This window comes from Pseudomonas sp. SZ40 (assembly GCF_052958135.1).
Map to the genome: position 1 here is coordinate 142786 of NZ_JBQWIF010000006.1, position 14653 is coordinate 157438.

A 14653-nucleotide genomic window follows, 5' to 3' on the forward strand; every position below is an offset into this window, starting at 1 on the left:
TGCGCCGTCCAATCAGCGCTGATTGGCCACCGCATTGCCCTGCAGATCGCCAACGGGCTCGACGCGGATGAAGCCGCCATCGTCAGGCACGATCAGACGGCCAGGGCGCATTTCGATCTTTGCCCGCGCCTGACTGGCAGGCGTGGCGGCTGGCGTGGAGCCCGGCGCAGACGCGATGCTCCTGCTCGCCGGCGCAGCCGAGGCGACAGACGCCACCGGAGCCGGCACCGCTGGCGCGGCAGCCACTGCAGGCGCCGCTGGCTGGACTACTGCCGGAGCGGCAATCCGAGGTGTCGCCGCCGGGGTCGGCGCCACACTCGCGGCTGGCGGCTGGGCCACGGTCACAGGGGCAGCGGCCGGCGCAGGGGCGGCTACAGCAGGCGCTGCCGGCTGGTTGACCGCTACCGGAGCAGCGGCTACCTGGCGGCTCGGCGCTACGCTAGCCACGGCGGTACGCGTGACGGCAGCGGCCGGCGCGGCGGCCACGACCACCGGAGCAACGGCTGGCGCTGGGGCTGCTGGCGGCCTCGCGGCGCTGGCAACGGAAAGCGGCACGACCGGGGCGGGGCGGAAATTGGACAGTTGCGGTGCCGGAACAGCTGGAGCGGGACGCGCCGGGCTCTCTGCCGCACGAGCCACCGCGGGCTGAGCAACCGGCTGTGGCGCTACCGGCTTATCGGCGGGTTTCGCGACAGGTGCCGCAACGACAGGGGCCACCGGCTGTTGCGCCGGAGCGGGCCGCGTCTCGGCGGGCTTAGGTGCCGGGGTCGCGGCAGCAGGCGATCGCTGCTGAGCGCCGCTGGCTGGCGTCGGGGTGTCGGGCTTTGCCGCAGCGGCACCGGCTACACCGATCTGGCTGCGCAATGTCTGGGCACGCTGCTCCGCCGTGCGAAACTCACTGGCGGAGAAGCCCATGCGTTGGGCCAGCGCACTGGCCTGCGGCAGGTTGCCCTGGAAGATCAGCAGGGTCAGCAGGTTGAGTGCCGGCTGTTTCTCCGTCTCATTGAGCTCCAGTGCGGTCAGCAGCTCGAAGCGCGCTTCATCCATGCGACCGAGGTTCATGTACACCACACCCAGGTCGTTGCGGATGGTATCGCTGGTCGGGTCCAGATTGGCCGCCAGGCGCAGATGCTCGAGCGCTTCCTGGTAACGGCCCTGAGCGCTGGCGAGCTGGCCGAGGCCGTGTTCACCCTGAGCCTTGAGGCAGGTACCGAGCAGGCTGGTATAAAGCGCCTGGGCTTCCGGGCGGTTCAGCGAGCGCAGAATGCGCGCCTTGTACAGGTTCGCCTGGGGCAGTCCGCTGGGCAGGCGCTCCAGGTTGGCCAATGCAGCGTGCAGCCGCCCTTCATCGGCGGTTTTCTGAGCCAGATTGAGGGCCAGCTCCTGGTCCTGGGACAACGGCGCACAGGTCATCGGGATCGCCGCGCCCCTGCTCATCAACCAGGGGGACTGGGCCGGGCTGCTCGCGCAACCAGCCAACAATCCCACCACCCCAACCACGGTCACTACACGCTTCATTTCAACTCCCCAAGAGCCCCGACGATCGCGATAAATCCGGGCCCTGCCAATACGATCAACAATGCCGGGAACAGGAAGATCATCATGATCACGGACATCTTCCCGGACAATTTGGAAACTCTTTCTTCGAGAGCCGTATGATGCCGATCATCGATCAGCTCCTTGAGCCGCAGCAGCGAGGCCATGGCCCCGCCGCCCTGGACGATAAGCTGTTCAAGGATCACTACGCAATCGGTGACCTCGTAGACTTCCAGCAGGGCCGCCATGTCACGTAATTCGCGGCCCAGTTCGAGCCCTGCATCGACCCGCGCCAGCACCTGACGCAGCTCTGCACTGAGGTTCGGCAGGATGCCCTCGGACTCCTTGGCGAGCACCCGCAGCCCCTGCTCCACGGTCATGCCGACATCGAACAGGATGCGCAGCAGGGGAATGAACGTGGTCACCTCTTCGGCCAATTGTTCCTGCCGACGCCTGGCCGCCATGGCCAGCCAGCGCTTGGGGATCAGGTAACCGATACCGAGCGCGAACACCGGCGCCAGCCAGATCGGTTGCGGTGCCTTGTTCAAGAGTAGCTCGACGATCACCACCAATAGCAACAATACGATGGGCGTGCCCAACTGGATGGCCGAGAACATCGATTGCTGATTGCGCTTGCGCCAGCCCAGGCGATTGAGCAACTGCACCGTTTCGCTATCCATGCTCAGGGTACGCCGCCCCAGGGAACTGCCGCCGATGCCGCGCATCACGCCGCCACCGGACACCCGCGAGACTGTGCCCATGCGCTGGCTGAATTGCCGGCGGGCACGCAGATCGCCATAGGCCAGGTAGATGAACAGCACTGCGAGCAGCAGTTGCAGCAACGCGCTGAGCAGGAGAAGACCACCCATCACAAACTCCTCAGCATGCGCCACAGCGAGAAGCTGCCGAGGGCCTGCAGCACGAACGCCAGCAGCAGCACCATACGCCCCGTGGACTCCTGCCACATGCCCAGCATGAATTGCGGGTTGGTGACGAAGATATAGCAGGCCAGCGCCAGCGGCAGGCCGCCCATCACATAGGCGCTGATGCGGGTTTCGCCGGTCAGCGCGCGCAGTTTGCGAGCGCTCTGTTCGCGCTCGCGGATCAGCCGGATCAGGTTGTTCAGCAGCTCGGTGCTGTTGCCGCCATAACGCTGATTGACCCTGACCCCGAGCGCCAGCACCTGGAATTCTTCACGCTCGTAGAGGTCGGCGAAATCCTGCAGGGCATCGCCCAGGCCCATACCGCGCAGCACGTTACGGCGAGTGCGCGCCATCGCCCCACGCAGTGGCTCGGGGGCGGTCTCCATGGCCAGCATCAGCGCGTCACCCAGCGCACGCCCGGACTTCAGGCTGCGGATCACATGGTCGAGAAAGACCGGCAGTTGCTCGATCATGCGCAACAGCCGACGGCGATACCGCAAGGCGATGAACAGACGCCCCAGCAGCAGCGGTAACAGCAACATGATCAGCAGGCCGAGCCAATGACCGACGATCAGGCCCATCAGCGCGCCGAGCAGCCAGATGAACAACCAGAGACCAAGACCCTGACGCGGCTTGCTGAAACCGGCACGCAGGAACAACTTATCCACATGCCCGATGGACACCATCCCCAGCGGCTCCGGCTGATCCATCAGCAAGCGCTGGATGACCTGCTCGGAGGCGGCCTGCTCACGGCTTCTGCGCAGCATCAGCAGGCCCGCCCCGAGCAAGATCAGGCAGATCACCCCCAGCAGCATCGATGCGTTCATTCAAGCTCTCCTTGGCACCTGGGCCGCCCGCTCAGTCGCGGCGCATCTTGTGCCCAGCCGGGTTCGGCGCATCCCGGCAGAACGTGCCGGTACCACTGCGATCGAGCCGGAACAGGGTGTTGGTGACGTACTGATCCTCGCGCAGGCCGAGCACCTCGACCACCTCACTGACGCAACGACGGCCATCCGGCAGACGGGTCAGCTGGATCACCACGTCCAGCGCCGCGCAGATCATCTGCCGCAGGGTGCGCTCGGCCATCGTGGCACCGGAGAAACCCACCAGGGTCTCCAGACGCAGCAGGGCATCCTGAGCATTGTTGGCGTGCACGGTGCTCATCGAACCATCGTGACCGGTGTTCATCGCGGTCAGCACGTCGAGCACTTCGACGCCGCGAATCTCGCCGAGCACGATGCGATCCGGGCGCATGCGCAGGGCGTTGCGCACCAGCTCCCGGGCGCCCACCTCACCGTAACCCTCGGCATTCGGCGGCCGGGTTTCCAGACGCACCACGTGGTCATGATTGAGCCCCAGCTCGGCGGTGTCTTCGATGGTGACGATCCGCTCGCGTGGGTCGATCATCTGGCTGAGCATGTTCAGCAAGGTGGTCTTGCCGGTACCGGTGCCGCCGCTGACCATGATGTTGCAGCGGCGCCTGACCATCAGCTCCAGGCAACTGAGCATGGCCTGATCCAGCGAGTTGCTGGCCAGCAGGTCGGCGCTGCGCAGCATGTCCTTGCGGAACTTGCGCACCGAGATGCAGGGGCCGTCCAGGGCCACCGGCGGGATGATCGCGTTGATACGGCTGCCATCTGGCATGCGCGCATCGACCATCGGCGAGGATTCGTCGAGCCGCCTGCCCACCGGGGCCAGGATGCGCTGGATTACCCGCAGCACGTGCTGATCGTCGATGAAACGCAGGTCACTGAGCTGCAGCACACCGCCGCGCTCGATGAACACCCGGTGTGGCCCGTTGACCAGAATCTCGGTCACGCCTTCGTCCTTGAGGAGGATCTCCAGCGGGCCGAAACCGGTCAGTTCGTCCACCAGCTCCTCGGCGAGACGATCCACCTCATAGCGGGAGATGGCGATCTGCCGACGACTGACATAGTCGCTGACCTGCTCGCTGACGAAGCTCGCCAGCGAGGTGCGGGTACCCTCCAGAAGGTTTTCGCCCTTCTCTTCCAGGGCGTCGATCAGGTAACGGTGCAGCACCGGCTTGAGATCCTGCACACCGATTCGCGCACCATCGCCACCGAACGGACCAATCGTCATGAGCCGACCCTCAACATGCGTTGCCACCAGCGCCCGGAGCCACCCTGCTTGTGCTCGACCACGCCGTTGGCGAGCGCCAGCAGCCCCTGGGTGAGGCCATCACGGGGGGCGAACTCGTACAGGGGCACGCCCTGATTCTTGGCCTTGAGGCGAGTGACCGGGCTCAACGGCAGGCCAGCTTCCAGGGGCAGCGCAAAGGTTCTGCTCAACTCCTGCAGGCCAGGCGCCACGCTTGGTTGATAGCGGTCGACCAGCAGCCGTGCATGGTCGAGCTTGATGCCCTTGCCACGCCAGAGCGCCAGCAGAGCCAGGTTGCGGCGGCAGTTGGGCACGCTCTGATCGATGCACCAGAACAGGCGCTGGGCGTGGGTGGCGAAGGAGCGCAGGCCATCGCAGTCCGGCTGACCGCAGAGGTTCACTACCACGTGCTGGAAATGCTGACGCAAACTGCCCAGCAGCAGGAACAGCTCGCCAAGGCTGAACCGCTCCAGCGCATCGTCATCCGGCCCGTGGGGCAGCACGCGCAGGCCATCGGGATGCCGGGCGAAGGCGCTTTCGATCAGGTTCGAATCGAGACGACGAATATTGCGCAGCGCATCGCCAAAACAGAACGATGATTCCAGCCCGAACAGCTCCAGGCTCTCTCCTCTCGGCACCCCGAGGTCGATGAACAACGTGCGCTGGCCGCGAGCCTGAACCTGTAGCGCCAGGTGCACGGCCAGCAGCGCGGCGTCGGCATCCGGTTGCAGGCCACACAACAGCGTCAGTTCGCCCTGGTCGCGGGACGGCGGCAATTGCGGCAGGCGCTGCGTCAGACGGCGAACCAGCCCCAGCACTTCACTGCTGCGTGAACCGTAGGCGATGAAATCCCGGGCTCCGGCTCGCATGGCGTTGAGTACCAGCTGGTTGTCCAGACCATCGCCCAGGGCCACCACCACGACCATCGGCCGCGCGTCGAGCAGCGATTCGATCAGCGCGCTCTGGGCCGTCTGCCCTTCACGACTGAGGCCGACGAACACCAGGCAACTGCCGGTCATGTCCATCAACCCGAGCACTTCGTCGAGCGTCTCGCCGACATTGAGCACCTGCCCCTGACCAGCCAGGGCGGCCTGTAGCCATTCGAGGTCCTGCTTGCGGCGGGTCTGTGCGAGAAAAATCTGTTCCATGCCCACTCCCTAACGCGACAAGCCGTCAGCCCGGTGAAAGTCGCCGTTCTCGAGGAACAGTTGCCGGAACACGCCCGGGTCGTAGTTACGCAATTGCTCGCCCGGCAATTCCGGTAGCTCGGCGTCGGCCGCCATCGGTTGCACCAGACGCGGCGTGACCACCATCAGCAATTCACGCTCCTCGCGCTCGATTCGCGAGGAGCGAAAGAACGCGCCGAGCACCGGCACGTCACCAAGGAAAGGCAACTTATCCACAGTCGAGGAACTGTTGGTGGAGATCAGCCCGCTGATGATGAAGCTCTCGCCATCGGCCAGGGAAACGCTGGTGTCGGTGCGCCGTACGTTCAGCGCAGGCACCTGCGTACCGGCGATGGTAATGCCGGCGGTGAAGTCCAGTTCGCTGACTTCGGGGGCGACCTTGAGGCTGATACGGTTGCGGCCGACCACGGTCGGCGTGAGCGTCAGGCGTACGCCGAACTCCTTGTACTCGATGGAGAGCGAATCGCTGCCGCTGCTGGGCACCGGTATGGGAAATTCGCCGCCAGCGAGAAAACTCGCGCTCTGGCCATTGAGAGACACCAGGCTCGGGCGAGCCAGGGTGTAAGCGAAGCCGCTGTTCTCCAACGCATCCAGCCCCAGCAGGAATTTGCTGCTGCCACCGCCCCAGACGATATTGAAACCATCGCGCGAGAGCGGGAAAGCAGCCCCAGGCCCCACTCCACCAACCCCACCTACGGGCACCGTCGCCGGCCCGGTACCGGGGGCGCCGATCAGAAAGTTGTTCGAGGCCGTGCCGAAGATACGCAGCCCGACTTCACGCAGCTTGCTGCGCCTGACCTCGACGAAGCGGATATCGGTCTGCACCTGGCTCGGCACCATGTCCTCATCGTGACGCACAACCGGCTCGGCGACCGCAGCGGTCGCCGCGCCCTGCACGGCCACCATGCTCTGCCTGGGCTCGAGGTCGCAACGTGTCCATACCATCAGGCTGGTAGTGCCGCCACGCTTGCCCAGTAGCAGAAAGCTGTCCTTGCCATTGAGGCTCACATCGGCGACCTCCGGATCGGCGATGGCCAGGCGCGTGATCGGGACCGCAAAGCGCAGCTCGCGCTGCATGCCCTGTGTCACCTCGAGCACCGCCGGCACCGGCTCGAGGCCCGCACAGGAAGCGAATGCCCCGGATGGCAGGCCCAGCAGCGCGCCCACCAGGCATAACGCCAGGTGCGAGCGGCACGGACTACGGTTGGCATCGTTCATGGGTCGAGTCCTTGCCCGTCAGGGAGTTTGCCGAGTGGCATCATTGCCGCGATACACCGGAATGCCGGCAGGCGCGGAGGCACGCTGTACCGCCACCCCAGGCTGCGGTTGAGGCGTCGTGCCACGTAGCGCCAGTTTCTCGAACTGGAACAGTTGCCGTTGCGCCTCGGCGATTGCCGCCTTCGGCTCATCACCCGCGTAGTAACCGGCGAGCAGTTTTTCATCCGCGCTGCGCACGGCCAGGCGCAGGCTGCCGACCTGAGTGGCCAGCATGAAGCGTGTCAGCAGCGCCTCGGGCACGGCCAGAACGGCGGTGGTGGGTGAACGACGCCGGCGGCGCTCTTCATCGTCGTCCACCGGCGGTTGCGCCGCCTCCCCCTGATTGGTGGCCCCCAGTACGCCCCCTACGCTAAGCAGCCGCAGCGCCGGGATCAGCACCTGAGCGGTCTGGTCCTGATTGTTCTCGTCCTGGCGCAGATACAGCAGCACGTCCACGTAATCGCCGGGGCTCAGATGCCCACCGCCGCCAATGACTTCATCCACCGCCACGGCAATGGCCCGTTCCTGAGGGCGAATCATGCGGGCCAGCGGCCCGCCCATCTCGAACGTGGCCTGATTCAAGACCGTACCGGCCGTGGTGTGTCGCCACAACGTACGCCCCAGCAACGCCTCCGGCTTGGCGAAACTTCCCGGCGGCGCGATGCGCAGACGTTCCACGGCGAGATCGTCGCGGGTGATCGGGGTCATTGGCTGTACATCACGAGCCAGCACCACGACGCTGCTGCGCTGCTGATCGTCGACCTGGGTCTGCAGTTGGCTCCTGACCTCGGTCGGAACGGGCGCGGATGTAGCCTCTGGCGCCGGCGCTGGCTGCACGGGGCCTCGGCTCAGGCTCAGCCCCCAATACCCGGTGATTACGGCACCGACCAGCAGCACGCCGGCCAGCACCAGCGTCAATCGGCTATTCATGACAGCACACTCCTTGTAGCCATAGAACTGCAAGACCTCGGCACAACGCGATGTTCATGCTGGATAACGATAGGCGGGGAAATCGAACCGTGTTGAATATCGGCAACTCGGCTTTCCACTTTAATAAGATTTTCCGGAAACTTATAGCGAACCCAACTATCAATAGATCATGCCGTTCGTCGCTGCATAGTAGTCAGAGCACTGACGCTTATACAATAGCGCTTCATGACTATGATCTTAAGCCTTGAATTCATTAGGACTTATAGTTGTAATTAATACTTTCTATATAATACCAAGGTGAGTTTGCGAACTGCCGCACGCCATTTCTACACTTCCCCTTGCAAGCCCCATGTACAGGCGTCCCTGCCTGCATGGCTACAGAGGAAGTACCAACATGTTAAAACTCATTATCCTTCGCGAAAGAGTCCGCGAGTTCTTCGCTAACGAAGACGGCGCGTCGGCTATTGAATATTCGATCATTGCGGCCTTGATCGCGGTAGTTATCGTCACCGGTGCTACAGCGCTGGGCACCGATATAAATGCGGTGTTTACATCGATAGCGAATACCTTGCAGGGTGCAACGGGGGCCGGCACGGGTGGCGGTGCCGCTGCTGGTGGTGGCGGCTAATATTCATCATTCATTGTGAGTAGCCGATATGCGCCAACATATTTTACTCGTAGATGATGAGACCGAAGCCCTCGAAGAACTCGGTGAGTTGCTCGAGGGTGAGGGTTTCCACTGTCATTGCGCCAACAGCGTCAGCGCCGCGATGCTGTGCCTGGCCACCTGGCCCGCCATCGCACTGGTGATCACCGATCTGCGCATGCCCGAGGAAAGCGGCCTGCGTCTGATCCAGAATCTGCGTGCCAATCCGCACTATGCGACCTTGCCGGTGATCGTCATGTCGGGCCATGCGGACATGAACGACGTGATTGGGCTGCTGCCTTTGCAGGTGGTCGACTTCCTGCCCAAACCCATCTATCAGGAGCGCCTGATCGAGGTGCTCAATCAGCGTTTCCCGGTCTCCCAGGCAGTCAATTCCTGAGCGCCACAGAAAGATCCTCACCTTTCAGCAGCCATGCCGCGCTCTACGCCTCTTCTCGATGACACCGCTCACTCCCGCGTGCGCAGCGACTCGCCTGACGAATCTGCCGGCCCTGCGGGTGCCAGCCCCAGCGTTCGATAGATCTCCACCCATCGCAACACCACATCGGTGAAGGCACGCTGCTGTTCGAGCTGGGTGTCGAACTGGGTACGCTCGGCATCCAGCACCTCGATGAGGGACACGGTACCGGCGTCGTATTGCCGTTGCGCCAGCGCCGTGGCGTTGGCAGCGGAGCGACCGGCATTGTCCAGCAGACGCTGACGATCGAGCCCCTGCACATAGGCACTGATCGCACTGCGGGTTTCTCGCAGCGCCTGAATCAGGCTCGCCTGATAGCCCAGCCAGGCCTGCTCGCGCAGCGCGTCGCCGGCCTCGATACCGGCGGTAACCCGGCCGAAGTCGAACAGCGGTTGCAATGCCTGCCCGCTGAGGGTCCAGGCGGGCACGCCGATCCCCTGCTCGAAACCCATCAGGGCACCCAGGGTCAGCTGTGGATAACGCAGCGCCTTGGCCGCATCCAGACTGCTGTCGGCGGCCAGCAGGCGCAGTTCGGCGGCGCGCACGTCAGCGCGAGCACGCAGGCTGCTGGCGGGTAGTTCGAGCAGCGGCAGCAGGCGCTCGTCACGGGGCGCCTGCGCAGTCGCCTGTTCGGCCAGCAGCGCGTCGATGCGCGGTTGCTCGGCATTGAGCAGATAGGCCAGCGAGTAGCGCGCCGCGTCAGCACGCTGCCGCGCTTCGGGGATGGCCGCCCGGGTTACCGCGAGCTGGGTATCGAGGCGCTCGACATCGAAACCACTGGCTGTGCCCTGATCGAAGCGTACGCGGGTGATCCGGGCGATCTGCGCCTGGCTGTCAGCGGCACGCCCAGCGATCTCTACCTCACGCTCGGCCAGGCGATAGTTCAAATAAGTACCTGCGACCTCGGCGATCAGGCTGACGCGCAGCGCCTGATAGTCGGCAGCCGCCGCCTGCAGATTGGCATCGGCAGCCCGTTGCAAGGCGCTCAGGCGCCCGAACAGGTCGGCCTCCCAGCTCAGGTCGAGACCGTAGAAATAGTCCTCGTCATGACCATCGCTGGCACTGCGACCCTTTTCGTGGCTGCCGGTGATACTCAGGTTCGGATAACGGTTGCCGGTCGCCTGACGACGCAGCGCACGCTGCTCGCGGATACGCTGTGTTGCGGTCGCCAGATCCAGGTTGTCGCGCAGCGCCAGTGTGATCAGTTGATCGAGGGCAGGGTCCTGCAGGCTTTGCCACCAGGCTTGCGGCAGGGCCGCCACGGCCTGCGCTGGCAATTGCGCAGGCGGCAACGGCTCGCGGCTGCTACAGGCCAGCAGAGAGAAACAGACGAGGATCAGCAGCAGCGGCTTCATGGCGCGAGCTCCTGATGTCGGGCAACCGGCTCACGGCGTCTGGCCAGGTGGCGATCCATCATCAGGTAAACCACTGGCGTGGTCAGCAGCGTCAGCACCTGGCTGAACAGCAGGCCACCCACCACGGCAACGCCCAGCGGTTCACGCAGCTCGGCACCGGTGCCGAACGCCAGCATCAGCGGCACCGCTCCGAACATGGCGGCCAGGGTGGTCATCAGGATGGGCCGGAAGCGCGTCATGCAGGCCTGATGGATCGCCTCCCGCGGCGCCATGCCCTGACGCTGGGCCTGGAGTGCGAAATCGACCAGCAGGATGCCGTTCTTCTTGACGATACCGATCAGCAGAATCAGGCCGATCAGCGCCATGATGGAAAAATCCAGGCCCCACAACCAGAGCAGCAACAAGGCACCGATGCCCGCTGAAGGAATGGTCGACAGGATGGTCAAGGGGTGCACCAGGCTCTCGTAGAGCACCCCGAGGATGATGTACACCGCGATCAGCGCCGCGAGGATCAGCCAGGGCTGCGAGGCCAGGGTCTGCTGGAATGCCTGGGCGGCACCGCTGAAGCGCCCGCCGATGCTGGCCGGCATGCCGATGTCCTGCTCGATCTGACGCAATACCGCCACCGCGTCGCCCAAGGCGACGTCGGGCGCCAGGTTGAACGACAGGTTGGCCGACGGCAGCATGCCGCTGTGGTTGATGCTCACCGGCGCCGGCTTGGCCGGCAGTATCCGCACGAAGGTGCTCAGCGGCACCAGTTGCCCGGTTGCCGGCGAACGCAGCTGGAACAGCTCCAGGCTCTGCACCCGCTGGCGCTGGCTGCTGCTCAGCTCAAGCACCACCTGATACTGGTTGGACGCGGTCTGGATCTCGTTGATTCGGCGCTGCCCGAACGCGTCGTACAGCGCTTCATCGACATCCGCTGCCGAGAAGCCATAGCGCGAGGCCGCCTCGCGGTCGATCTGTACCGGCGTTACCGAGGCGTCGAACTGCAGGTCGTTGTTGACGTCGCGAAACAGCGCATGGCCCTGCAGCCTTTCGGTCAGGCGTGGCGTCCAGGTGGCCAGCTCCTCCAGCGAGCGGCTGCGCAACACGTACTGATACTGGGCCCGCGATGCCCGCGAACCGAGGTTGATGTCCTGAGCGGCGCGCAGGGTCACGCGCAGATCGGGGATGGCGGCGAACTGCGGACGCAGCCGGTCGATGATCTGTTCGACACTGACGTCACGGTCGTCCGGGTCGCTGAGCACCACGGCGAGGCCGCCGACGCTGTAGCTGCCGTCGTTACCGATATCGGTATTGAAGGCGACGATGTCGGGGTCGTTGCGCAGGATGTCCACCAGTTGCCGGTTCTTGGTACGCATCGCCTCGTAGGAAATGTCCGCCGAAGCCTGCACCGTGCCATTCATGAAGCCGGTGTCCTGCAGCGGAAAGAAGCCCTTGGGCATCAGCGCGAAACCACCCACGCTGATGGCGATGCAGGCGAAGAACACCGTGAGGATGCTGCGCGGGTGATCCAGTGCCCAGACCAGTACGCGCTCGTAACCGCCGAGCACGCGGCGCATGGTCGGCCCCGGGCCGCCATGGTTGGCCAGCGGGCGCATGCACAACGCGGCCAGGGCGGGCGCCAGGGTCAGGCAGATGACCACGGAAATCATGATCGCCGAGGTGGCCGCCAGGGCGAATTCGCGAAACAGCCGGCCCACATAGCCACTCATGAAGAACAGCGGAATGAACACCGCCACCAGCGACAGGCTGATGGACACCACGGTGAAGCCGATCTCGCGCACCCCGTCGAGGGCCGCCTGGACCCGGCCGACGCCGCGCTCCAGATGCCGGTGGATGTTCTCCACGACGACGATGGCGTCATCGACGATGAAACCCACGGCGACGATGATCGCCACCAGCGTCAGGTTGTTCAGCGACAACCCGAACGCCAGCATGGCCGCGCAGGAGCCGATCACCGAGGTCGCCAGCACGGCGAACACCACCAGGGTCGCCGACCACTGGCGCAGGAACAGCGCCATGATGCCGATCACCAGGGCTACGGCGATCAGCAAGGTCAGCTCGGCCTCGTGCAGCGACGCACGGATGGTTCGGGTGCGATCGTTGAGCACCTTGACCTCGAGATCCGCCGGCAGGCCGGCAGTCAGCTCCGGTAGCGCTGCCGTCACCGCATCGGCGGTGGCGACGATGTTGGCACCCGGCTGACGGCGCACGACCACCGCGACACCTGGTTTGCCATCCGGCGAGGCCTGGGTGTAGGCGTTTTCCGCGCCGGCTACCACGCTCGCCACATCGCCCAGGCGCACCGCGGCGCCGTTGCGGTAGGCGACGATCAGCTCGGCGTAATCGCCGGCCTCGAACAACTGGCCATTGCTGTCCAGGGTCGACAACCGATGTTCGCCGACCAGCGCCCCGGTAGGCCGATTGCCGCTGGCACGCTGCACCGCCGCGCGTATGTCGGCCAGGGTGACGCCGGCCGCCACCAGCCGCTCCGGCCGTGCCTGGATGCGGATCGCAGGACGCTGCAGGCCGTTGAGGCGGATCATCCCCACACCTTCGATCTGGCTCAGTTGGCGGGCGATGGCCGACTCGGCCAGATCGCTGACTTCGTAGGGCGAGAGCGTATCGGAGGTGACCGAAAGGATCAGGATCGGCGTGTCTGCCGGGTTGATCTTGCGCCACACCGGTAACTCCGGCAGTTGGCTGGGCAAGCGTGACGAAGCGGCGTTGATCGCGGCCTGGACCTCCTGGGCAGCGGCGTCGATGTCCTTGTCGAGATTGAACTGCAGGATCAGCTCGACACGGCCCAGCGAGCTGGTCGAGGTCATGTCGTCGACGCCAGGGATGGCGCTGAGCTGCACTTCCAGTGGCGTGGCCACCGAGGAAGCCATGGTTTCAGCGCTGGCACCGGGCATCTGCGCGGAGATCTCGATGGTCGGCGCATCCACCTCCGGCAGTGGCGCCAGGGGCAGGCGAACGAAGGCGATGATGCCACCGAGAATCAGCGCCAGGGACAGCAGAATCATGCCGATCGGATGAGCGATGCACAGCGCGTAGAACCCGCGCGGCTGCATCAAGGTACATCTCCAGACGCGACAGGCGCCGGCTCGACGCGCCTGACGGTAACGCCCGGGCGCAGCCGCGACTGGCCATCGGTGACGATCCGATCACCTGCAGCCAGTCCTTCGACCACCGCGCGCTGCTCGTCTTCGTGCAGCACCTTCACCGCTGCCGGTTGCACCTTGTCACCCTGCAAACGCCACACGAAGGTGCCCTCGGTACGCTGACGGATCGCCTCCAGCGGGACCGACAACGCCTGGGCGAGCAGATCGGTCTGCAGGGTGACCACCACAGACTGATCCGGCCACAGCTGCTCACTGGCGTTATCGAAGCGGGCCTTGAAGCGCAGCGTGCCGGTATCCAGCGCGACACGGTTGTCGATCAGCGCCAGTTGGCCGGTACCGAGCAGCGTGCCGCCCTCCTCGCGAAATGCCTGAACCGGGGTTCTGTCCGCCGCGGCGAGCAGGCGCTGCAGCTCCGGCAGGCGCCGCTGCGGCAGGGTCGCCTCGATATCGATGGGGTTGGTCTGCACCACCGAGAACAGGCTGGCTGTGTCATTGGCCCTGAGCAGGCTGCCGACATCCACGTTGCGGATGCCCAGGCGACCATCGATGGGCGACTGGATGCGTGTATAGGAAAGCTGCACCTGAGCGGCAGTCACCGCCGCCTCGCGGGTCGCCAGCGTGGCCTGCAGGCGCGCGACCAGAGCCTTCTGCTGATCCAGGGTCTGCGCTGGCGAGGCACGCTCGCGAACCAGATTCTGGTAGCGCTGCAGATCGAGACGGGCGATATCCAGCTCCGCACGGGTCACCCCGCGCTCGGCCTCCGCCTGCTGCAAGGCGGCGCGCAGGCTGCGATCATCGAGGCGCGCCAGCAGCTCGCCCCTGCGCACCTGCTGCCCTTCGGCAACCGGCAGTTCGACCAGGGTGGCATCGACCTGGGCACGAATTTCCACGCTGTTCAGCGCCCGCACACGGCCCAGCGTTCGCAGCAGCACCGGGATGTCGGCCGGGGTCACTTCGTGGACCACCACCGGCACTGCGCCGGGGGCCTGATCGGTAATGGCCGTGGTCGGGCGCAGCCACCACCCGATCAGGGCGCCCAGCAGCAGGACGGAAACCACGAGCAACGATGTTCGGGACAGGAGCATGCCGTTT

12 protein-coding genes are annotated in these 14653 nt (G+C 65.1%); 2 read left to right on the forward strand and 10 right to left on the reverse strand.

Annotated elements, in window-relative coordinates:
* Window positions 1-12: 12 nt before the first annotated feature.
* The 7 genes from ACT9T4_RS07720 to cpaB are packed head-to-tail and all read right to left on the reverse strand — an operon-like array spanning window position 13 to window position 7951.
* Entirely contained in the window at window positions 13-1518 is a 1506-nt protein-coding gene (locus ACT9T4_RS07720) for a tetratricopeptide repeat protein (RefSeq protein ID WP_499116323.1), read from the reverse strand.
* A complete protein-coding gene (locus ACT9T4_RS07725; protein WP_042555863.1) occupies window positions 1515-2405 on the reverse strand; it encodes a type II secretion system F family protein in 891 nt (296 codons plus the stop codon). Before ACT9T4_RS07725 ends, ACT9T4_RS07720 begins: the two co-directional genes overlap by 4 nt.
* Window positions 2405-3286, reverse strand: coding sequence for a type II secretion system F family protein (locus tag ACT9T4_RS07730; protein WP_042555862.1), 882 nt, complete (start codon window positions 3284-3286; stop codon window positions 2405-2407). Before ACT9T4_RS07730 ends, ACT9T4_RS07725 begins: the two co-directional genes overlap by 1 nt.
* A 31-nt stretch (window positions 3287-3317) precedes the next feature.
* The gene (locus ACT9T4_RS07735) at window positions 3318-4559 is read right to left on the reverse strand and encodes a TadA family conjugal transfer-associated ATPase (protein ID WP_042555861.1); all 1242 of its coding nucleotides are present in this window, start codon (window positions 4557-4559) and stop codon (window positions 3318-3320) included.
* The gene (locus ACT9T4_RS07740; RefSeq protein ID WP_042555860.1) at window positions 4556-5725 is read right to left on the reverse strand and encodes a CpaE/TadZ family protein; all 1170 of its coding nucleotides are present in this window, start codon (window positions 5723-5725) and stop codon (window positions 4556-4558) included. The genes ACT9T4_RS07735 and ACT9T4_RS07740 overlap by 4 nt, the downstream gene beginning before the upstream one ends.
* A gap of 9 nt (window positions 5726-5734) precedes the next feature.
* Window positions 5735-6982, reverse strand: a complete 1248-nt coding sequence (locus ACT9T4_RS07745; RefSeq protein ID WP_499116327.1) for a type II and III secretion system protein family protein — start codon at window positions 6980-6982, stop codon at window positions 5735-5737.
* An 18-nt stretch (window positions 6983-7000) separates the two neighbouring features.
* Window positions 7001-7951 (reverse strand): Flp pilus assembly protein CpaB, encoded by a 951-nt coding sequence (cpaB, locus tag ACT9T4_RS07750; RefSeq protein WP_499116329.1) that lies wholly within the window; start codon window positions 7949-7951, stop codon window positions 7001-7003.
* 394 nt (window positions 7952-8345) lie between these two features.
* Here cpaB and ACT9T4_RS07755 point away from each other — a divergent pair, with 394 nt between their 5' ends.
* Window positions 8346-8579 carry a Flp family type IVb pilin gene (locus ACT9T4_RS07755; protein ID WP_499116331.1) on the forward strand — a complete coding sequence of 78 codons (234 nt, stop codon included), beginning with the start codon at window positions 8346-8348 and terminating at the stop codon, window positions 8577-8579.
* A 28-nt stretch (window positions 8580-8607) separates the two neighbouring features.
* Entirely contained in the window at window positions 8608-8997 is a 390-nt protein-coding gene (locus ACT9T4_RS07760; RefSeq protein WP_042555856.1) for a response regulator, read from the forward strand.
* Between the two features lie 68 nt (window positions 8998-9065).
* On the opposite strand, the gene ACT9T4_RS07765 is transcribed toward ACT9T4_RS07760, so the two are convergent.
* The 3 genes from ACT9T4_RS07765 to ACT9T4_RS07775 are packed head-to-tail and all read right to left on the reverse strand — an operon-like array spanning window position 9066 to window position 14646.
* Window positions 9066-10430: a TolC family protein gene (locus ACT9T4_RS07765; RefSeq protein WP_499116333.1), complete on the reverse strand. Its 1365-nt coding sequence runs from the start codon at window positions 10428-10430 to the stop codon at window positions 9066-9068.
* Window positions 10427-13510, reverse strand: a complete 3084-nt coding sequence (locus tag ACT9T4_RS07770; RefSeq protein ID WP_499116354.1) for an efflux RND transporter permease subunit — start codon at window positions 13508-13510, stop codon at window positions 10427-10429. The genes ACT9T4_RS07765 and ACT9T4_RS07770 overlap by 4 nt, the downstream gene beginning before the upstream one ends.
* Window positions 13510-14646, reverse strand: coding sequence for an efflux RND transporter periplasmic adaptor subunit (locus tag ACT9T4_RS07775; RefSeq protein ID WP_156152773.1), 1137 nt, complete (start codon window positions 14644-14646; stop codon window positions 13510-13512). The genes ACT9T4_RS07770 and ACT9T4_RS07775 overlap by 1 nt, the downstream gene beginning before the upstream one ends.
* Between the last annotated feature and the right edge of the window lie 7 nt (window positions 14647-14653).